Origin of the sequence: Shewanella baltica (assembly GCF_900456975.1) — a bacterium.
Classification (GTDB): Bacteria; Pseudomonadota; Gammaproteobacteria; order Enterobacterales; family Shewanellaceae; genus Shewanella; species Shewanella baltica.
This window is the reverse complement of record NZ_UGYM01000002.1, coordinates 3,381,592-3,400,175: the sequence shown is the minus strand read 5'-3', so window position 1 is coordinate 3,400,175 and position 18,584 is coordinate 3,381,592. Positions and strand designations below refer to the sequence as shown.

At 45.5% G+C, this 18,584-nt stretch carries 17 protein-coding genes and 1 tRNA gene; 8 read left to right on the top strand and 10 right to left on the bottom strand.

Annotation, left to right across the window (positions count from 1 at the left end):
• Positions 1–32: 32 nt before the first annotated feature.
• From DYH48_RS15280 to rpsU, 5 genes are all read right to left on the bottom strand, one after another.
• A tRNA-Ile gene (locus DYH48_RS15280) sits at positions 33–109 on the bottom strand.
• Between the two features lie 255 nt (positions 110–364).
• On the bottom strand, positions 365–2,200 hold the full coding sequence (gene rpoD, locus DYH48_RS15275) for an RNA polymerase sigma factor RpoD (RefSeq protein WP_006080722.1): 1,836 nt from the start codon (positions 2,198–2,200) through the stop codon (positions 365–367).
• A 135-nt stretch (positions 2,201–2,335) separates the two neighbouring features.
• Positions 2,336–4,060: a DNA primase gene (dnaG, locus tag DYH48_RS15270; RefSeq protein ID WP_115335254.1), complete on the bottom strand. Its 1,725-nt coding sequence runs from the start codon at positions 4,058–4,060 to the stop codon at positions 2,336–2,338.
• 83 nt (positions 4,061–4,143) lie between these two features.
• Positions 4,144–4,587 carry a GatB/YqeY domain-containing protein gene (locus DYH48_RS15265; protein WP_006080724.1) on the bottom strand — a complete coding sequence of 148 codons (444 nt, stop codon included), beginning with the start codon at positions 4,585–4,587 and terminating at the stop codon, positions 4,144–4,146.
• Positions 4,588–4,593: 6 nt separating this feature from the next.
• A complete protein-coding gene (gene rpsU / locus DYH48_RS15260) occupies positions 4,594–4,809 on the bottom strand; it encodes a 30S ribosomal protein S21 (RefSeq protein ID WP_006080725.1) in 216 nt (71 codons plus the stop codon).
• A 215-nt stretch (positions 4,810–5,024) separates the two neighbouring features.
• On the opposite strand from rpsU, the gene tsaD reads away from it, so the two are divergent.
• Positions 5,025–6,041, top strand: a complete 1,017-nt coding sequence (gene tsaD, locus DYH48_RS15255; protein WP_115335253.1) for a tRNA (adenosine(37)-N6)-threonylcarbamoyltransferase complex transferase subunit TsaD — start codon at positions 5,025–5,027, stop codon at positions 6,039–6,041.
• Positions 6,042–6,136: 95 nt separating this feature from the next.
• On the opposite strand, the gene plsY is transcribed toward tsaD, so the two are convergent.
• Positions 6,137–6,748, bottom strand: a complete 612-nt coding sequence (gene plsY / locus DYH48_RS15250) for a glycerol-3-phosphate 1-O-acyltransferase PlsY (protein ID WP_006080727.1) — start codon at positions 6,746–6,748, stop codon at positions 6,137–6,139.
• A gap of 268 nt (positions 6,749–7,016) precedes the next feature.
• On the opposite strand from plsY, the gene folB reads away from it, so the two are divergent.
• The 4 genes from folB to DYH48_RS15230 all read left to right on the top strand — a co-directional run bounded on the left by folB (position 7,017) and on the right by DYH48_RS15230 (position 9,719).
• Complete coding sequence (folB, locus tag DYH48_RS15245) at positions 7,017–7,367, top strand: dihydroneopterin aldolase (protein ID WP_115335252.1); 351 nt, start codon at positions 7,017–7,019, stop codon at positions 7,365–7,367.
• Positions 7,368–7,436: 69 nt separating this feature from the next.
• On the top strand, positions 7,437–7,940 hold the full coding sequence (gene folK, locus DYH48_RS15240) for a 2-amino-4-hydroxy-6-hydroxymethyldihydropteridine diphosphokinase (protein WP_012588276.1): 504 nt from the start codon (positions 7,437–7,439) through the stop codon (positions 7,938–7,940).
• 18 nt (positions 7,941–7,958) lie between these two features.
• Positions 7,959–8,759, top strand: a complete 801-nt coding sequence (locus DYH48_RS15235; protein WP_006080730.1) for an undecaprenyl-diphosphate phosphatase — start codon at positions 7,959–7,961, stop codon at positions 8,757–8,759.
• 117 nt (positions 8,760–8,876) lie between these two features.
• Positions 8,877–9,719: a putative RNA methyltransferase gene (locus DYH48_RS15230; RefSeq protein WP_006085039.1), complete on the top strand. Its 843-nt coding sequence runs from the start codon at positions 8,877–8,879 to the stop codon at positions 9,717–9,719.
• 622 nt (positions 9,720–10,341) lie between these two features.
• Here DYH48_RS15230 and DYH48_RS15225 read toward each other — a convergent pair.
• Positions 10,342–10,608 (bottom strand): Lpp/OprI family alanine-zipper lipoprotein, encoded by a 267-nt coding sequence (locus DYH48_RS15225; RefSeq protein ID WP_006080732.1) that lies wholly within the window; start codon positions 10,606–10,608, stop codon positions 10,342–10,344.
• A 233-nt stretch (positions 10,609–10,841) separates the two neighbouring features.
• Entirely contained in the window at positions 10,842–12,092 is a 1,251-nt protein-coding gene (locus DYH48_RS15220; protein ID WP_012088577.1) for a multifunctional CCA addition/repair protein, read from the bottom strand.
• 178 nt (positions 12,093–12,270) lie between these two features.
• Here DYH48_RS15220 and DYH48_RS15215 point away from each other — a divergent pair, with 178 nt between their 5' ends.
• Both DYH48_RS15215 and DYH48_RS15210 read left to right on the top strand, forming a co-directional pair.
• Positions 12,271–13,944, top strand: a complete 1,674-nt coding sequence (locus DYH48_RS15215; protein WP_115335251.1) for an ExeA family protein — start codon at positions 12,271–12,273, stop codon at positions 13,942–13,944.
• A complete protein-coding gene (locus DYH48_RS15210; protein ID WP_006085042.1) occupies positions 13,944–15,062 on the top strand; it encodes a general secretion pathway protein GspB in 1,119 nt (372 codons plus the stop codon). The genes DYH48_RS15215 and DYH48_RS15210 overlap by 1 nt, the downstream gene beginning before the upstream one ends.
• A gap of 108 nt (positions 15,063–15,170) precedes the next feature.
• On the opposite strand, the gene nhaD is transcribed toward DYH48_RS15210, so the two are convergent.
• Positions 15,171–16,418, bottom strand: a complete 1,248-nt coding sequence (nhaD, locus tag DYH48_RS15205) for a sodium:proton antiporter NhaD (RefSeq protein ID WP_006085043.1) — start codon at positions 16,416–16,418, stop codon at positions 15,171–15,173.
• 551 nt (positions 16,419–16,969) lie between these two features.
• Here nhaD and DYH48_RS15200 point away from each other — a divergent pair.
• Entirely contained in the window at positions 16,970–17,167 is a 198-nt protein-coding gene (locus DYH48_RS15200) for a hypothetical protein (protein ID WP_006085044.1), read from the top strand.
• 113 nt (positions 17,168–17,280) lie between these two features.
• Here the strand turns inward: DYH48_RS15200 and hemL are convergent, their stop codons facing one another.
• Entirely contained in the window at positions 17,281–18,573 is a 1,293-nt protein-coding gene (gene hemL / locus DYH48_RS15195) for a glutamate-1-semialdehyde 2,1-aminomutase (protein WP_012088581.1), read from the bottom strand.
• Positions 18,574–18,584 lie beyond the last annotated feature (11 nt).

Below are 18,584 nucleotides of genomic sequence, written 5' to 3'. Positions count from 1 at the left end.
CATCTTTCAATGGGCTTTTTTGTTGAATCGGGTGGTGGCCCCTCACGGACTTGAACCGTGGACCTAACGATTATGAGTCGTGTGCTCTAACCAACTGAGCTAAGGGGCCGACTTAAGGTAATCGTCATTACCTGAAGCGGGAGGAAGTATACTAAGCTTACTAACGCTTGTCACCCATGTTTTGGCTGGAAATTCACGCAACTGATTCAATTGGTTATCTGTTAATCAACTTAAATGCCATCGTCGGCTAAATTTAATGCTTTCATAGCGTGCTTATGCGGATATTACCGCCGGAGAGGCAATAAAAAGCCCTGCATAGGCAGGGCTTCAAATCTTACTTAGCTGACTTTAGGCTTATAACGGCCTATTCATCTAGGAATGATTTTAAGATTTCTGAGCGTGAAGGGTGACGCAGTTTGCGCAGTGCCTTAGCTTCAATCTGACGAATACGTTCACGGGTCACGTCGAACTGCTTACCCACTTCTTCAAGTGTGTGGTCAGTGTTCATATCGATACCAAAACGCATACGCAGTACTTTCGCTTCACGGGCGGTTAGACCTGCTAACACTTCGTGAGTGGCGTTTTTCAAGCTTTCGCTGGTCGCTGAATCCAGTGGTAGTTCGAGGGTCGTATCCTCAATAAAATCACCTAAATGCGAATCTTCATCGTCACCGATTGGGGTTTCCATGGAGATAGGTTCTTTAGCGATTTTCAGTACCTTACGGATCTTATCTTCCGGCATCATCATACGCTCAGCCAGTTCTTCAGGTGAAGGCTCGCGGCCCATTTCCTGTAGCATTTGGCGAGAGATACGGTTCAGCTTGTTGATCGTTTCGATCATGTGTACTGGAATACGAATGGTACGCGCTTGGTCGGCAATAGAACGAGTAATCGCCTGACGGATCCACCAAGTTGCATAGGTCGAGAACTTATAGCCACGACGGTATTCGAATTTATCCACGGCTTTCATCAAGCCAATGTTACCTTCTTGGATTAAGTCCAAGAATTGCAAACCACGGTTGGTGTATTTCTTCGCGATAGAAATTACCAGACGTAAGTTTGCTTCAACCATTTCTTTCTTCGCACGGCGGGCTTTAGCTTCACCGATTGACATACGACGGTTGATGTCTTTAATGGCAGAAATCGCTAAGCCGGTTTCTTCTTCAACTGCAGCAAGCTTGGTGCGACAACGGATCACGTCGTCTTCAACCATTCTTAGGCCTTCGGCATAAGGTTTAGTTGAGGCTTTCTCAGTGTTGAACCAATCGAGGTTGGTTTCGTTGCCAGTGAAGAGTTTGACGAAGTTTTTCTTCGGCATTTTGGCTTGTTCAACGCACAGTTTTAACACTAAACGTTCTTGAACTCGTACGCGATCCATCATAGTGCGCATGCTTTTCACTAAACGGTCAAACTGTTTAGGTACTAAGCGGAATTCTTTGAAGATTTCACCAATTTCGAATAGTGCTTTTACCGATTCAGGGTGTTCACGGCCCTTAGCTTCGATAATTTTCAGTGCACTTTCGTAGGCAGTTCTTAGTTGACCGAATCTTTCGCGTGCTTCTTCAGGATCAGGCCCTTTGTTGCCTTCTTCTTCATCTTCAGTGTCGTCGTCATCTTCTTCGTCATCTTCATCTTCCAGCTCTTCTTCAGATAATTCTGAGCCGATGTGAGTGGCGGTCGGTGCAACGTCTTCGTCAGGGTTAACAAATCCAGAGATAATATCAGATAAGCGCAGTTCGTCGGCTTCAAATTGGTCGAATTGCTCAAGGATCATAGCGATCGCTTGTGGGTATTCGGCGACTGAACTTTGAACTGTGTTGATGCCTTCTTCGATGCGTTTGGCGATAACAATTTCGCCTTCGCGGGTCAGAAGCTCAACGGTACCCATTTCACGCATGTACATGCGCACGGGATCGGTTGTGCGGCCAAGTTCGCTTTCTACTGTTGCCAGTGCGGCAGCGGCTTCTTCAGCGGCATCTTCGTCTGTGTTGTCTTCCGACATCATCATGTCATCAGCATCTGGGGCTTCTTCGAACACCCGGATACCCATGTCATTTATCATCTGGATAATATCTTCGATCTGGTCAGAATCGACCATGTCTGCAGGTAAGTGATCGTTCACTTCTGCATAGGTTAAGTAACCTTGCTCTTTACCTTTGGCAAGCAACAGCTTAAGTTGCGACTGCGGAGTATGATCCATAGATATCATCCAAGTTGGGAAACTGTTACAACGACGGACACTTAGCATGAGCTAAGTGCCGCGCAAATCGTCAATTATAGCCGTGTGCACATGTCTGTGCTAGTCACTGGGACAGTGAATGAGGACATTTTTGCCTCAGTTTAACCCTTTCATGACTGAGATCAGCTTCGAGAGCTGCATCTTCTCTTCTTTAGTATGAGTCTGTTTTAGACTCAATTCCTGATATCGTTGTTCAATATATTGATTGTTCAACCAAACCAGGGTTTGTTTAAACTTTTCGAGCAAGTTTTCATCCGCCACTTGATGGTCCCATTGGGCCAATTTATGGAGAGTGCCGCTGTAAGGGTGCTCTCTGAATTGTTCAAGTAGTTGTGCGCTGTTTAACGTTTGCTCTCGAGTCATCTCCAATAACAGTGGCAGCAATTCTATGCCTGGCATCTGCAAGTGGGCGAGTGCGGGTTGTGGGGGTAAGCCCATACCCAGTTTAGGATGTTGTACTAGCAGTGCGATGGCGAGTCGCAATGGTGTACCGCGTCCTTTTAATCCTTTATTTGCCATTGGTTTAGCTTGTTTCACGCTAAAGCCTAGCTTCTTTTTCATATCTTCTGAGCTGTTCATTCCTAACTTGTGAGCTAAGTTCTCAAGCAATAAATTTTGCAGCACAGTGTCTTGAATTTTTTCAATTAAGATAAAAGCTTGTTTCGCTAAGTTGCCTTTATCTGTACCGTATTTTGTCGCTAACGTATCAAACAGAAACTCGGGTAGTGCAATGGCTGAAACCATTAAGGTTTCAAATGCATCTTTACCAATCTTACGTACCATAGAATCAGGATCTTCGGCCTGGGGCAGGAACATAAATCGCACTTGATCGCCTGGCTTTAATAATGGCAATGCCGTTTCTAAGGCACGCCAAGCCGCTTCAGTACCCGCCCTGTCGCCGTCGTAACAGCAAACCACTTCTTTAGCGCTGCGCAGCAAAAGCTGAAATTGCTCCGCCGTCGTCGAGGTGCCTAATGACGCGACAGCATAATCGACGCCAAATTGCGCCAACGCCACCACATCCATATAGCCTTCAACGATCAGTACTTTGTCAGGATCGCGATAGCGTTGCTTTAGTTCATAGAGACCATAAAGCTCATTGCCCTTATGAAATATGGGCGTTTCTGGAGAATTCAAGTATTTGGGTGTGCCATCACCTAAAACTCTGCCACCAAAACCAATGACTCGTCCGCGTCTGTCGCGGATAGGAAACATGAGGCGGTCACGAAATCTGTCGTAACGTTTACCACTGTCATTGGCAATTAACATACCCGCAGTCAGTAATTTATCCTGCGCATCTTGATTCTTACGATAGCGGCCCAATAAGCCATCCCAACCGTCTGGCGCAAAGCCAATACCAAAATGTTCGACTACATCATCGGATAAACCGCGATAGGCAAGATAATCGATAACTTTTTGTTTATCTTGGTGTTGTCTAAGTTGGTTTTGAAAGTAAAGGCTCGCTTCTTCCATGAGCTGGTATAAGTCACGACTTAAACCGTCATCATGTCGCTTGCCTGTGCCTTGTTCTCTGGGAACCTCTAATCCAAGCTGGCCCGCCAAATCTTCAATGGCATCAATAAAATCGAGTCTGTCATACTCCATCACAAAATCGATGGCGTTGCCGTGAGCACCGCAGCCAAAGCAATGATAGAACTGTTTATCACGGCTGACGGTAAACGAAGGTGATTTTTCGCTATGAAAAGGACAACAGGCCGAGTAGTTCTTACCCGCCTTTTTCAAGGGCACCTTACGATCGATAAGTTCGACTATGTCAGTGCGAGCGATTAGCTCATTGATAAAATCACGAGGTATTGCCATTGAGTGCTTAAAATCCCGCCTTGCGCGAATTTAAACAAACAAGCCGCGCATAGGCACGGCTTGTTCATACAGTGAAACGCTAATTATTGCAATTTAGCACGGATCATAGCGCCGATAGCGCCCATGTCTGCACGTCCTTGCACTTTAGATTTCAATGCTCCCATTACTTTGCCCATATCCGCCATGGCGGATGCACCTACTTCTACAATAGTTGCATCGATGAGCGCCGCGACTTCCGCCTCTGTAAGAGGGGTAGGCAGGAAAGCTTCAATAACTTGAATCTCTGCTGCTTCCACGTCGGCCAACTCGTTACGACCCGCTGCTTCAAATTGAGCAATCGAGTCACGACGTTGTTTCACCATTTTGGTTAAGACCGCTATAACCTGTTCATCAGTCAGAGATTCGCGGGTATCCACTTCAATCTGTTTGATGGCGGCTAATGCCATACGAATAGTGCTCAAGCGCGCCTTCTCTTTGGCGATCATGGCCTGCTTCATGTGGTCTTTTAGCTGATCAATTAGGCTCATATGAGATTAATATAAACGTACGCGACGTGCGTTTTCGCGAGAAAGCTTCTTAGCTAAACGTTTAACTGCAGCTGCTTTTGCGCGCTTACGTGCAGTAGTTGGCTTCTCGTAGAATTCACGAGCACGCACGTCGGCTAAAATACCAGCTTTTTCACAAGAGCGCTTGAAACGACGCAGAGCTACGTCGAATGGTTCGTTTTCACGTACTTTAATAATTGGCATACGCCATCACCCCTTAGGTGTAGGTTGTTCTGGTTCAATTACTCGAACCAAGTCTATTTAAAATGGTGCGGAATTTTATACCGAGACACCTAGGCTTGTAAAGCCCTAAAACTGAGCTCAGTCCTATAGTGGACTCAATATGGTCTGCGCGACTGGAGTAATCGAGCGCTTGCAGGTAGAATTAGCGCCCTTTTGTTAGCAATTGATGAGACACCATGCGGGTTCTAGGTATTGAAACATCTTGTGACGAGACAGGTATCGCCGTCTATGACGATGAACTGGGCTTATTATCGCACACTTTATACAGTCAAGTTAAGCTGCATGCTGACTATGGTGGTGTGGTGCCTGAGTTGGCGTCGCGTGACCATGTACGCAAAATTGTGCCGCTTATTCGTCAAGCGCTGAAAGATGCGAATACTGAAATGGCTGATCTCGACGGGATTGCCTATACCAAGGGCCCTGGTTTGATTGGTGCTTTGCTTGTTGGTGCCTGTGTGGGGCGTTCACTGGCTTTTGCTTGGGACAAGCCTGCAATCGGTGTGCACCATATGGAAGGGCACCTGCTGGCGCCTATGCTCGAAGATGACGCGCCTGAGTTCCCCTTTGTGGCCTTATTAGTTTCCGGTGGCCATTCAATGTTGGTTAAAGTCGAGGGTATTGGCCGTTATGAAGTATTAGGCGAGTCCGTTGACGATGCCGCGGGTGAAGCATTCGATAAAACGGCCAAGTTGATGGGGCTGGATTATCCCGGCGGTCCGCGCTTAGCGAAACTGGCAGCTAAAGGCTTACCCGCAGGCTATAAGTTCCCGCGTCCTATGACCGATAGACCAGGACTCGACTTTAGTTTTTCGGGTTTAAAAACCTTTACCGCCAATACCATTGCCGCTGAACCTGATGATGAGCAAACGCGCGCCAATATTGCCCGTGCCTTTGAAGAAGCCGTGGTTGATACGCTGGCGATTAAATGTCGTCGTGCGCTGAAGCAAACTGGCTATAACCGCTTAGTGATTGCCGGTGGCGTGAGTGCGAATACGCGCTTAAGGGAAACCTTGGCCGAAATGATGAACTCGCTAGGTGGACAAGTGTTTTATCCCCGCGGTGAGTTTTGTACCGATAACGGCGCCATGATTGCCTTTGCGGGATTGCAGCGTTTAAAGGCGGGACAACACGAAGATTTAGCGGTAAAAGGTCAACCTCGATGGCCATTAGATACCTTGCCACCTGTGGCATAACACGCCTTTGATGCCGATGTATTGATGCTGAAATAAAAAACTGCGCTTTTAGCGCAGTTTTTTATTGGGGTAATTTTATTGGGCGTAATGTCATCTCAAGATTTTTTAGGACGCTTCTTGCGTGACACTTTAGATTCTTCACCCTTGAGTAAGCGCTGAATATTGTCTTTATGGCGAATGATGATAAGTGTCGACAACATGGCAACGGGAATGGTGAATCTGTCGTCTAGCCACCAAGTATAAAGGGGCGCCAGTAAAGCGGTAAGGATTGCTGCAAGGGACGAGTAGCGGCTAATTAACAATAGGACGACCCAAGATGCCATTAAGCAAATCGCTAGATCATCACCAATGGGGGCCATAGCACCAAAGGCAGTAGCAACGCCTTTGCCACCTTTGAATCCAAAAAATACCGGATAAATATGTCCAAGACAGGCGGCGATGGCGATGAGCCCGAGTGACACTGCATCTATGCCCATGAGATAAGCTAAATAAGAAGGCACTGCACCTTTCAGCATGTCGAAAAAGAGCACCATGGCAGCCGAACTCGCGCCGCCAATTCTTAGTACATTGGTGGCTCCTGGATTGCCTGAACCTTGCAATCTTGGATCGGGTAGACCTCTCATCCTACAAACCAGCACGGCACTTGAGATTGAACCTGCCAAATAGGCGGCCAAAATCATCAAAAGTGTCTGTGTTAATGGACTCACATTGGTTTCCTTACGCGTCTTAAGGTATTATCGCGCAACAATTTAAAAAGCTGACTCAGTTGCCAATCCCGCTTTAGGTTTGTGCGATAACTCGCCTAGTTAGGGCTGAGATATTTTCTGAATGAGCAAATCCTTTTAGGGCGTTATCCTACTGTGGATTGGCTCGAGTAGAAAGTAAATTAGTTATCTGTCAGAAGATTGCGGATTATACAGCTAGGATCGCTTTTAGCTTATCAGACCTCATAGTAGTCAGTTAGTTGGAGAAAGCATGGATAAGGTACTTATACGGCAATTGCGCATTGATACTGTGATTGGTGTCTATGAGTGGGAAAAGACAATCCATCAGAGCCTGTTATTAGACTTAGACATGGCGTGGGATAACAAACCTGCCGCAGCGACGGATGATTATCAATATGCGCTGTGCTATGAGACAGTTTCCAATCGATTAACCCAACTTATTACTGAGCATCCAATCGAGTTAATCGAAACGGTTGCCGAGCGAGTGGCCGATTGCCTACTTCAAGAATTTAACGTGACTTGGGTGAAAGTTGTCGTGATGAAGCCAGGTGCGGTAGCAACTGCAGCTTCGGTTGGCGTCGAGATTGAACGTTCACGTTAGATGAGTACTTGATCAACTGCGCTGTTGATTGAGAAATAGTGTTTATCTTCAGATAAATCGGACATTAGCATGGCACGTATTTATATCAGTCTGGGTAGCAATATCGAGCCTGAACAGCATCTGCAAGCAGGATTGACATCGCTGCGAGCGTTTTTCGGGCCGCTGCGCCTCTCTTCTATGTATGAAAGTGAAGCGGTAGGTTTCAGTGGCACTAACTTCTTGAATATGGTTGCTAGCGCTGAAACGGATCTTAATATAGCGGCGGTAGTTGCACAGTTTAAGCAAATCGAGCAGAATCACGGCCGGCTTGCCGGGGCGAAGAAATTTAGCCCAAGAACCTTAGATTTAGATCTGTTGCTTTATGACCATGTAGTATGCCAAACACCTGTTGTGCTGCCCCGTGCTGAGATAGTCAATAATGCCTTTGTGTTATGGCCATTAGCCGAGTTAGCGCCGGAATTGATTCATCCCGTGGTAGACAAAAGCTATGCAACTTTGTGGCAAGAGTATGACAAAGATTCACAGCGACTTTGGCCTGTGACGTTTGAATGGCCCCCAGGGCTGACGTTTTAATTTATTGATAGGATTGTCATGGATACGTTTCAGGTCATTATTTTAGCGCTTATTCAAGGGCTAACCGAGTTTTTACCTATTTCTAGTTCTGCCCACTTAATTTTACCCGCACAGCTTTTAGGCTGGGAAGATCAAGGTTTATCCTTCGATGTGGCGGTGAATACAGGTTCGTTATTTGCTGTGGTAATTTATTTCAGACACGAGTTATGGACTATGTTTAATGCTTGGATTGCGAGCATTTTCAGAGGTCAACAATCCGAAGACAGCAAGCTGGCGTGGTGGATTATTCTGGCGACCTTGCCAGCGGTATTTTTTGGTTTTCTGGCAAAGGATTTTATCGCGACTCACCTACGTAACGCTGAGGTCATCGCGGTCACTACCGTCGTATTTGGTTTATTGTTGTGGTGGGCCGATAAGATGTCGCGCCGCGATTTAACGGTTTATCAGACGGGCTGGCGTAAAGCCTTGTTAATTGGTTTCGCGCAGGCATTGGCCTTGATCCCGGGGACTTCGCGCTCTGGTGCCACTATGACAGCGGCGCTAATGTTAGGCTTAAGTCGTGATGCAGCGGCCCGCTTTTCATTCTTAATGTCAGTTCCTGTGAGTTTAGGTGCGGCGATTTTAGTGGGTAAAGATCTGGCGAAAAGTGAGCTTCCGATTGATTATCAAGCGTTAATCCTAGGAACTCTGATTTCGTTTGTTGCAGCTTATGCCTGTATTCATTACTTCTTAAAAATCATCAGCCGCATGGGAATGACCCCGTTTGTGATCTATCGTTTAGCACTCGGTGCAGTCTTGTGTGGATTTATCTTCTTCTAGCCACGCGAGTTTGGTCATCATAGTGAGATAATAAATAATAGAATCGGGTCATGTACCCGATTTTTGTTTTTGGAGCTTCCTCATTTTCTGAAGCTTAACTTATTTTTGGAGCTTTATATGGGTCTCGAATATCAGTGTCCAACCTGCGGACTTGCGTTAAAACAACACAAAGCCTCCCAAGGTTTTTATTGTGTCAATAAGCATCACTTCGATCGGAATGAGCAAGGCTATTGGGTTTTTACTAAACCACAACGCCAAAAGCCGACTGGTGATTCGCGCGAGCAAGTTAGAGCTAAGCGTTTTCTACTCGAATCAGGCATATTTTCGCCTTTGATCGATAAACTGGCTGAGATAATTACTGGATCTATTACGCCTGATGCTTGTTTATTGGATTATGAATGCGCTGAGGGCTTCTTCTTGCGTGCTTTAGCTTCCAAGCTGGCTGAGGTCGAAAATCCGCTAAACGTCCAGTACGTGGGCGTAGCGGACGCAGAAAATGCTATTTTTGCTGCAGCGAAGGCGCAGACTCCTGGGATCTTGTGTTTAAGCTCTTCTAAAAAATTACCCTTTATCGATAATTGTGTGGATTTTATTACTGTTATTGATCGGCCGTTAAAGGGAAAAGAGTCTGTTAGGATATTGAAAGACGATGGGACCATGTTACTGGTTATGCCTGGGCCACGACACCTATGGCAACTCAGGGAATATATTTATCCTGACTTGGCTGAAAAACCTTTCAAAGTGAATTTGCCCTCTGCATTATCGGTAAAAGACACTCAGGCACTGAGCTTCACTTTATCTGTTACCGGTGAGCAAGCATTAACGCTATTGGATATGGCGCCTTATGCGTGGCGTGCAACTGACAAGATGAAGCACGATATTCAAGCTAATCATTTTGAGTCGTTGGAAATTGACTATGTATTAGTCTCAGCACATAAACGTGTGGTTGAATCGCTATAGGTTAAAATCTGCAGTTGATGCGGTTAATTTTAAGCCAATTCATAGGCTTAGTTCGATGGTTTTTAGATGCTTTAAAAGGCTATATTACTCAAGTCTATGATTCTGTTTGACGTTTTCATGTTGTTTTTATGTTATATAGGCCGAAGCTGTTATTATTTTTAACTTTAGGCCTATTTGTTCTGTGCCAAATACAGCCTACTTATTGCCTTTGTTTCCCATGTAGCCTCGATTTTTGTCAATAGCTTTTCTTTTAAAGAAAAATATTACTCTTTTATAAAAAACCATTTTTTAAGATAAACGAGAATGACTTTTAAGAATACTTAAAAGTTTAAATGAGAAGCTTAGATTAATAACGAAGGTTTTAATTAAAAGACGAATGGGATCCGTTTATACAGGCGCATACAAAAGTTAACTTTTTAAGGAGATTGGGGGATAACCTTTAAAGATGCGTTTGGAGATTTAAAGTCAATTTAGCGTTTTGGTATTAGTAGATTGGTAATCTTGAGTATCAATACCTTGAATAACAGGCATAAAAAAAGGCTTAGATTGATGTGCTTATCGCTTTCATCTTTCTTAAGCCTTTTGTCTTAACTTACTAAACAGTAAGCTAAATTACCTTTCATTACTTCTTGTAACGAGAAGCAACGTTGTCTAAACGGTCGTTTGCGCGTTTAGCTTCTGCTTGTGCGTCCATAGATGCTGCTTTTGCATCTTTAACGTCTGCAGACAGTTTGCTTTGCTCTGATTTCAGAGAACCAACATCAGCTGACAATTGATCAACTTTGTTGCCCAGAGTTGCAACGCTTTCTTCCAGAGCAGTAGTGTTCGCGCAACCACCTAGTAGGGCAGTCATTGCTAAACCAGCAATCATCAGTACTTTTTTGTTCATTGTAAAAAATCCCTTAAAATAGGTTGGATTTGAATGTTTCGTTACTTTGTAAGCGAAACTGCCTAATTATGACATAGCTATTTTAATTTGCTACGAATATTAATGTGTTTAACCACTATAGGCATATAAATTTTTTTTAAAAGCTTTTTTTATAAGTTATATCGACATTTCTAATCGTAAAGGAGGGCATTTTTCACTATAAAGTGATGCGCCACTTACAAATCCTTTACAAATTACCGTTCATCCGTCGGCAGTTTAGTTTGCATTTTTTGTTTAAACTGACTGACCGCTTCAATACGACGTAAATTTAACGCCTGCTTTATCTCTGCGCCTTGGAAACCTGCGGCAATAATGGCGGCAATATCGACATTATTGGCGGCAAGGAAGCATTGAGTTAAATATTCACCCTGAGGGTAGAGGTTGTTTTCAAATCCTGTTCGACCACGCATATCGGCGGTGCAGGCTAATATAAGTTGCGTCAAGCGCTCTGGCTTACGCCAAAAGTCAGCTTTATCGAATATTTTTACGATCGTTTCGGCTCTAAGCTCGAAGGCCTGATGAACGTTCTGATGTTGGTCACTGACCAGTAACGCAAGATCGCGGGTTTCGTTCGGCACTCGTAAACGGGTGCAGAGCGCTTTTATCAGCGGTAAGCCCTTTTGGCCGTGACCGTGATGTTTAGGTAAATGCTCTTTTGGACTGAGGGCTTTGCCTAAATCATGTACGAGAGCGGCAAAACGAACGCTTTTATCCTCAGTGAGAAGAGCGGCTTGGGCGAGCACCATTAAAGTATGCACACCAGTATCAATTTCAGGATGCCATTTTTCTGGTTGAGGAACGCCAAATAAGGCAAAAATCTCGGGAAAGAGTACTTCAAGGGCACCGCATTGGTGCAGTACCTCGAAAAAGACCTCAGGGTGAGGTCCGCCTAAGCTTTTATCGACTTCTTGCCAAACTCGCTCCGCGGTTAACGCGTTAAGCTCATCGCTTGCGCTAATTTGGCGCATCAGTGCCAGAGTTTCTGCGGCAATGTGAAATCCTAAGGCATGAAACCTTGCGGCAAAGCGGGCGACACGCAATACGCGAAGCGGATCTTCAACGAAAGCATCCGACACATGGCGCAATAGGCGCGCGTTAATATCCTCAATGCCATTAAAAGGATCGTATAAGTTGCCCTTTTCATCTTGGGCGATAGCATTAATGGTCAGATCTCGACGTAACAAGTCTTGCTCTAAAGTCACATCGGGACTGGCATGGCAGCTAAAACCACCATAACCCAGTCCAATTTTTCGCTCTGTTCGGGCTAACGCATATTCTTGTTGGTTTTTAGGATGCAGAAATACCGGGAAATCTTTACCGACCTGGCGGTATCCCAGTTGCAACATTTGTTCTGGAGTCGCACCAACGACGAGGTAATCTTTGTCCTTGATAGGGAGATTGAGCAGGCTGTCACGCACAGCACCGCCGACGAGATATATTTTCACAGGTAAGATTCGGCTAATGTGTCATAAACATAGCTTATCATGCCCATTAAGGTGATGGATAAAGTCGTCGCGAGATATTTGCGCACTTATGTGTCACATTGATGTTGCGGATATTTTGACAATAACATTGGGACGCTTTAACGTGGGGCGTTATTTTTAAATTAGGATGATTGGTGGTATGTACAAGGCCTTTTACGGACTCAGCGATAACCCTTTTTCGATTGCACCCAATCCCCATTATTTGTTTTTGAGTGATAGGCACAGAGAGGCGTTGGCCCATTTAACCTACGGGTTAGGGGAAACGGGCGGCTTTGTGTTGCTAACAGGGGAAGTTGGCACGGGTAAAACGACGGTATCTCGCTGTTTACTTGGGCAATTGCCCGATAATACCGACACCGCATTTATCCTTAATCCATCGCTAACAGAGCTCGAGTTGCTCGCCACGCTTTGCGATGAACTTAAGATTTCCTACGGCGACAATCCCACACTCAAGCAGTTGACCGACCACTTGAGTCGTTTTTTATTGGACAATCACAGCAAAGGTCGTAATACCGTGCTCATCATTGATGAAGCGCAGCATTTACGCCCTGAGGTATTGGAGCAACTGCGCCTTCTGACCAATCTTGAGACGGACACCAAGAAGTTACTGCAGGTCATTTTAATCGGTCAGCCAGAATTACAGCTGTTATTGAAGCGCCAAGAGCTGCGCCAGTTAGCCCAGCGGATCACAGCTCGTTATCATTTATTGCCGCTAAATGAAGATGAAATCGCCCTTTATGTATTGCATCGCTTGCAAGTCGCGGGACGATTTGAACCTTTGTTTACCCGCAAAGCCGTTAAGGTGTTGCAAAAGTACAGTGGCGGCATCCCTCGATTAATTAACCTCTTATGTGAACGTTCGCTGATGGCGGGCTATGCGCAATCGCGGGTGCCCATCGATCATCATATGGTGAGACAAGCTGCGGCTGAAGTATTAGGTGAAGAGGAGCCGACTCAGAATAGGTATCTTTGGCCGACAGCAACCGCTGCGACGTTATTTGTCGCTTTTGGTGTTTCCTATTGGCTATTTACCGACAAGCCTGTCAATGCCGCGTCAGCGTCTAGTAGGGTTATTGAGTCTGCGTCAGCAAATGTTGCTGCATTAAACACTCAAGCTTTGAGCGCGACCGAAGGAATGAGCAAGTTAGTACAACCCGTAGATCAGCAAAGCAATCAGGTGTCTATTCCAGATCCCAATCAGCGCTTACTTAATGATGCGATTAATCAGAGTCGCGATATCGATACCGCCTTTGCGGGTTTGTTTAGCGTGTGGGGCAAAGTACCCTATAAAGGCTTAACCGCCTGCCAATCTGCGGTTGAGCAAGGATTGTCTTGTTATCAGCAGCAGGGTAACTGGATGTCACTGACTCGGCTTAATTATCCAGCTGTGGTGTATTTGGTTGATGATAACCAACAGGATTTTTATGGCGCTGTGATTGCAGTGGATGGTGAGCAGTTGCTGATGCAGTTAGGTGAACAACAACTTTGGGTTGATAGAGCTTGGTTCAATCAACATTTCAGTGGCACCTTCGAAATCCTATGGCAAGCACCTAACTTACCTATGATGGATATCAGCCAAAAATCGAGTCCAGGTCAACTGCAATGGTTAGAGAATGCCTTAGCCCATGTGAATAATCGTAATGCTCGCAGGGTCAATCAATTCGATGTGCAACTGGAAAATGATCTTAAAAGCTTCCAAAGTCAGCATGGCTTAAAAGCTGATGGTATTGCCGGAAATCAGACATTAGTGAGATTAAATTTGTATTTAAGTCAGCAAGGTCCACGTTTAACCGATAATGGGGCGCGCAGCTGATGTCCATTTTACTCGATGCCGTGACCCGCAATAAACAACAGCAACAATCGCCTTTACCCGATGCCGTGATGACGCCAAGGGCGAATTACCCACAGCCACGTAAATCTGGCGTGCCGATAGGCAAGCTGTCCTTACTTGTCGTCGCAGTCGCCGCCGGAATTGGCGTCGCTTGGGGATTAAGTGTTTGGGACCAAACTCGACATATTTCAACCGAGCATGCTTCAACTAATAATGTGGCAGTGGCAAAGGTATTGCCACCAACTGCATCTTCATTACCAGCTTCGACAGTGGCTAAAAGTGAGCTTCAGACTGTCTCGACAGAATCGGTTGCTCAGCCGCAATCTGAGGGCAGTGCTAATACAGGTGTTCGACTCGCAGGAAAAGTGGCGCTGCCTCGGGCACAGACTTTGCCCGAGTTAACTGCATCATCGCAATATCAGGGCGGGGCTTTAGCAAACTCGGCTCAGGCTTCTAGCGCGAATATGAACAGCAATGCTGTTCAAAGTTACAATGTTCCTAAAAATAGTGTTCCTAACAACAGCGATCCGAATAATAGCGATTCCAGTTATGGAGACTATATGTCGACGTCAGCCCAAGTGGACGCAGCAAGTCGCGAAGTTGCTTCTATGTCTACAGACACGCAAACACAGCAACCTATGATGTTGGGCGCTAATGCCAATGAGTCGGGTCTTGCGAGTCTTGAGGCGCTGCGTCAGCAAGTCAGTGCTGCGGCGGAAGATGTCGGTTTAGAAACCAACAAAAGTCGCGATGAAGATAAGTTAGTGGCTTCCTTTCAAAGTGCGCTAAAGGATGTGGAATACACCAATGCGGCGGAGACAAATGTCACTGAAGCTAAATTAGATCCTATTCCTAAAACGGCTGCGGATGATATCCCTAAATACGGTCAACTACCTGCTGGGCTGCAATTACAAGTGCCTGAATTTAATATTGTCGCCCATGTTTATTCCAGCGATCCGACTCAAAGGTGGCTGAATGTGGACGGTGCAGAGTTGCAGGAAGGGGATATGATTGCGGGTAAGCTGAAGATTATCTCCATTCGTCCACGGGACATAGTGTTAGATATTCAAGGTACCCAGTTTAAAGTACCTGCAATCTAATCAGGCATTTCAACAAGCCATGCTAGCGGTTATCTGTGCTAGTCATAGCTAAAGAGTAGAAATGAAAAAGGCGCCTAGGCGCCTTTTTTGATCTTAATAAATCTCAACTTAATCAAACAGTCTGTAGGCTAAGAATAGGGTTAGTGCGTAACCTACGCTGTAGCAAAGGAAAAGTGCTGGAACGTATTTTAAATAACTCACAAACGTCAGTTCTTTCACTTTACTCATGGCTACAATACCCGATGCAGAACCGATAATCAGCAGTGAGCCACCTACGCCAACGCTATAGGTTAAGCCAAGCCATTCTGGAGTATTCAGGACAGGGCTTGCTTTTAACAATGCCGCTGTTAATGGCACGTTATCAATCAAGGCTGAGCCGATACCTGTGACGAAGTTAGAGATGTTTGGATTAAACATAGTATAAGCTTCGGTCAGCATGTCTAAGGTGCCGATTTCTTTAAGCATACCCACGAGCAGCAAAATACCTAAGAAGAACAACAGGGTGTCGTATTCAACTTGGCGAATATACTCAAGGATTTTGATTTCTTCTTTATCGCTACGTGTGGTATGGCCAATCAGGAACATGATTGACAGACCCGTTAGGAAGGTCAGCACTGGCGGGATACCAAACAATATGTTCAGTAACATGGTCATTAAAATCGTGCAGAAGAACACGAGGGCAATCATGACATCAACGGTTTGATAGGTGTGTTTGATGGGTGTCGTGCTCACCACGCCTTCGGCTTTGAGTGAGAACAGGGTTGCCAACAAAATCACGCTCACGGCCGATGGGATAAACAACATCAGCAGTTCGGACATATGCACATGGCCGCCTAAGAAGATCATCAATGTTGTCACATCGCCGGTGATCAAAGCGACACCGCCTGAGTTCACTGCGAAGATAATCAACACTGCCATTCTGCGGCGCATTTGCTTGTCGAGTTTAAAGGTGGTTAATAAGCCTAATGACACTAACGTCGCGGTGACGTTATCACAAAATGCCGAGAGCACGAGTGCGAACAGGGCAACTTGGATCATCAACATGCGCACCGATACTTTCTGCGGGAACAGCTTTTGCACCATGATTTGGATCATGCCTTTAGCGTTCAAGTACGCGACGAAGGTCATGGTCGACATCAGAAAGAGCCAGAGTGTGGCAATTTCGAGCAAATTTTCATTGAGTTGATGGGCAACGAGTTTCTCATTGGCCGGTTCTCCAGCAGCCATAAACAGCGCTACCCAAGAGATACAGCCAAAGAATAAGGTGGTTTTTGCTTTATTAAGGTGGGTCACTTCTTCGAAAATAATACTGAGCAATGCGAGCACGGCCAGTATGATGAGAAAGGTATTTAACATAACTGCAATTCCAACTGCTGTTTTAATGTCGTAGGGCGACTTGAGTCAACCTAAAGATTGAGCATATCAAGGCTGAATTAAGCTAGCCGTGTTAGCGCGTGCGGATCAGAACATAATGGGCTAAAGAACGCAACTGTTAGCTGTGACTCAATTTACTGCTGCTTTGTGATGTTGATCCCATGCATTTTAGCGATAAACTGGTTTTATATATCGGCACTTTGATTTTTGTTAGTGTGATTGACTATATTGTTTGATTTGATTACCGCGTTAAAAGTGAGATCTACGATTAAAGTCTAAGCAGTCAGTTTGTCGATCCTTCAATTAATTTTTGTTCAGCAAGAGATCCATGAATGCTGAGGCCAAAGTGGAGTCGTTTTTCCACACTTTCCCCTGTTATTGACCTTAATGGCTTAATTGATTCGCGTGTCACAAAAATGTCTTTGCCAAAATCTTGACTGGATACAAAGTGAGCGCTATCTTGTGGCTGTTTTCTTATCTGGGCACAGGATATTGTGTTAACACGGGATGTTGTGTTTTTGGAGTAGATGTAAATGACATTTGTTATTCGGAGCCTTTTGCTTTTAGGCTCACTGGTTTGGTTAACGTATTCGGGCAAGCAGCTTTTTGCGCTGGGTGTGATGAGTCAGCCTGAGCTCGCCATTGAGCATATCAATTTGACCATACAGCTGGTCGTGGCAGCGATAATATTTAAATCGGCTTTAGGTTCTAAAAAGTCTGATAGCTACTAACGTTAAACAAAGCTAACTGAATCGAAGTAAGGCTAGCTAAATCTCAGTAAAGCAAAGGGACGCTATTGCGTCCCTTTGTTATTTTTAAGCTGCAGTAACCCTAAAATCTAGGTTTAGCTTGCCGCTTTCATGCTCGCTAATACGCGGTCAGCCGCTTCTAAGGTCAAGCGCATTTCTTCTTCGCCATGGGCCATAGACAGGAAACCGGCTTCATAAGCGCTAGGTGCCAAGTACACGCCTTCATCTAACATACCGTGGTAGAAAATACGGAACTGCTCAATATTACATTGGGTCACTTGGTCAAAACGGGTGATTTCCGGTTGTTCTGTGAAGAAGAAACCGAACATGCCGCCAACATAGTTGATCGCCATTGGAATACCGTGCTTGTCAGCTGCCGCTTTAAAACCTTCTGCAATACGTTTGGTTTTTGCGCTTAGCTCTTCGTACAGACCTTCTTCACACAGGGCTTCCATTTGCGCCAAACCTGCTGACATCGCAATTGGGTTACCAGATAACGTTCCCGCTTGGTAAACCGGACCCGTAGGCGCGATAAACTGCATCACATCTTTACGGCCACCGAAGGCACCCACTGGCATACCGCCACCAATCACTTTACCCAGCGTGGTCAAGTCAGGTGTGACGCCGTAGTAACCTTGAGCGCCGCTTTGTGATACGCGGAACCCTGTCATCACTTCGTCGATGATCATTAAGGCACCGAACTCGTCACAAATATCACGCAGACCTTGAAGGAAACCTGGGATAGGTGGAATACAGTTCATGTTGCCAGCAACGGGCTCGATGATGATGCAAGAAATGTCAGTTGGATACTGCTCGAACAGGGTTCTGACAGAATCTAAGTCGTTATACACAGCCGTTAAGGTGTGCTTGGCGAAATCTTCTGGAATACCGGGTGAGCTAGGTTGGCCTAAAGTTAGTGCGCCAGAACCTGCCTTAACTAACAGGCAATCCGCATGGCCGTGGTAACAACCTTCGAATTTTAAGATCTTGTCACGATTAGTAAAACCGCGTGCTAAACGAATAGCGCTCATAGTAGCTTCAGTGCCTGAACTCACCATACGAACTTGCTCGATAGAAGGCACCATAGAGATGACTTTCTCGGCCATTTGAACTTCAAGTTCTGTTGGTGCGCCAAAAGACAAGCCATTTTCCACCGCCGCTAATACTGCAGCACGGATTTTAGGGTGATTGTGGCCGAGGATCATTGGGCCCCAAGAACCGACATAGTCGATATAAGCTTTGCCATCGGCATCGTAAATATAAGCGCCGTTTGCTTTTTCAATAAACAGGGGTGAACCGCCTACACCATTAAATGCACGAACCGGAGAGTTAACGCCGCCGGGGATGGTTTTTTTAGCCTGTTCAAATAGCGCTTCGGAACGGGTCATGTTTAGTCCTT

Excerpts from the sequence above, each read along its gene's own strand:
- rpoD (WP_006080722.1), bottom strand. The coding sequence starts at position 2,200 with ATGGATCATACTCCGCAGTCGCAACTTAAGCTGTTGCTTGCCAAAGGT.
- dnaG (WP_115335254.1), bottom strand. The coding sequence starts at position 4,060 with ATGGCAATACCTCGTGATTTTATCAATGAGCTAATCGCTCGCACTGAC.
- DYH48_RS15265 (WP_006080724.1), bottom strand. The coding sequence starts at position 4,587 with ATGAGCCTAATTGATCAGCTAAAAGACCACATGAAGCAGGCCATGATC.
- rpsU (WP_006080725.1), bottom strand. The coding sequence starts at position 4,809 with ATGCCAATTATTAAAGTACGTGAAAACGAACCATTCGACGTAGCTCTG.
- tsaD (WP_115335253.1), top strand. The coding sequence starts at position 5,025 with ATGCGGGTTCTAGGTATTGAAACATCTTGTGACGAGACAGGTATCGCC.
- folB (WP_115335252.1), top strand. The coding sequence starts at position 7,017 with ATGGATAAGGTACTTATACGGCAATTGCGCATTGATACTGTGATTGGT.
- folK (WP_012588276.1), top strand. The coding sequence starts at position 7,437 with ATGGCACGTATTTATATCAGTCTGGGTAGCAATATCGAGCCTGAACAG.
- DYH48_RS15235 (WP_006080730.1), top strand. The coding sequence starts at position 7,959 with ATGGATACGTTTCAGGTCATTATTTTAGCGCTTATTCAAGGGCTAACC.
- DYH48_RS15230 (WP_006085039.1), top strand. The coding sequence starts at position 8,877 with ATGGGTCTCGAATATCAGTGTCCAACCTGCGGACTTGCGTTAAAACAA.
- DYH48_RS15225 (WP_006080732.1), bottom strand. The coding sequence starts at position 10,608 with ATGAACAAAAAAGTACTGATGATTGCTGGTTTAGCAATGACTGCCCTA.
- DYH48_RS15215 (WP_115335251.1), top strand. The coding sequence starts at position 12,271 with ATGTACAAGGCCTTTTACGGACTCAGCGATAACCCTTTTTCGATTGCA.
- DYH48_RS15210 (WP_006085042.1), top strand. The coding sequence starts at position 13,944 with ATGTCCATTTTACTCGATGCCGTGACCCGCAATAAACAACAGCAACAA.
- nhaD (WP_006085043.1), bottom strand. The coding sequence starts at position 16,418 with ATGTTAAATACCTTTCTCATCATACTGGCCGTGCTCGCATTGCTCAGT.
- DYH48_RS15200 (WP_006085044.1), top strand. The coding sequence starts at position 16,970 with ATGACATTTGTTATTCGGAGCCTTTTGCTTTTAGGCTCACTGGTTTGG.
- hemL (WP_012088581.1), bottom strand. The coding sequence starts at position 18,573 with ATGACCCGTTCCGAAGCGCTATTTGAACAGGCTAAAAAAACCATCCCC.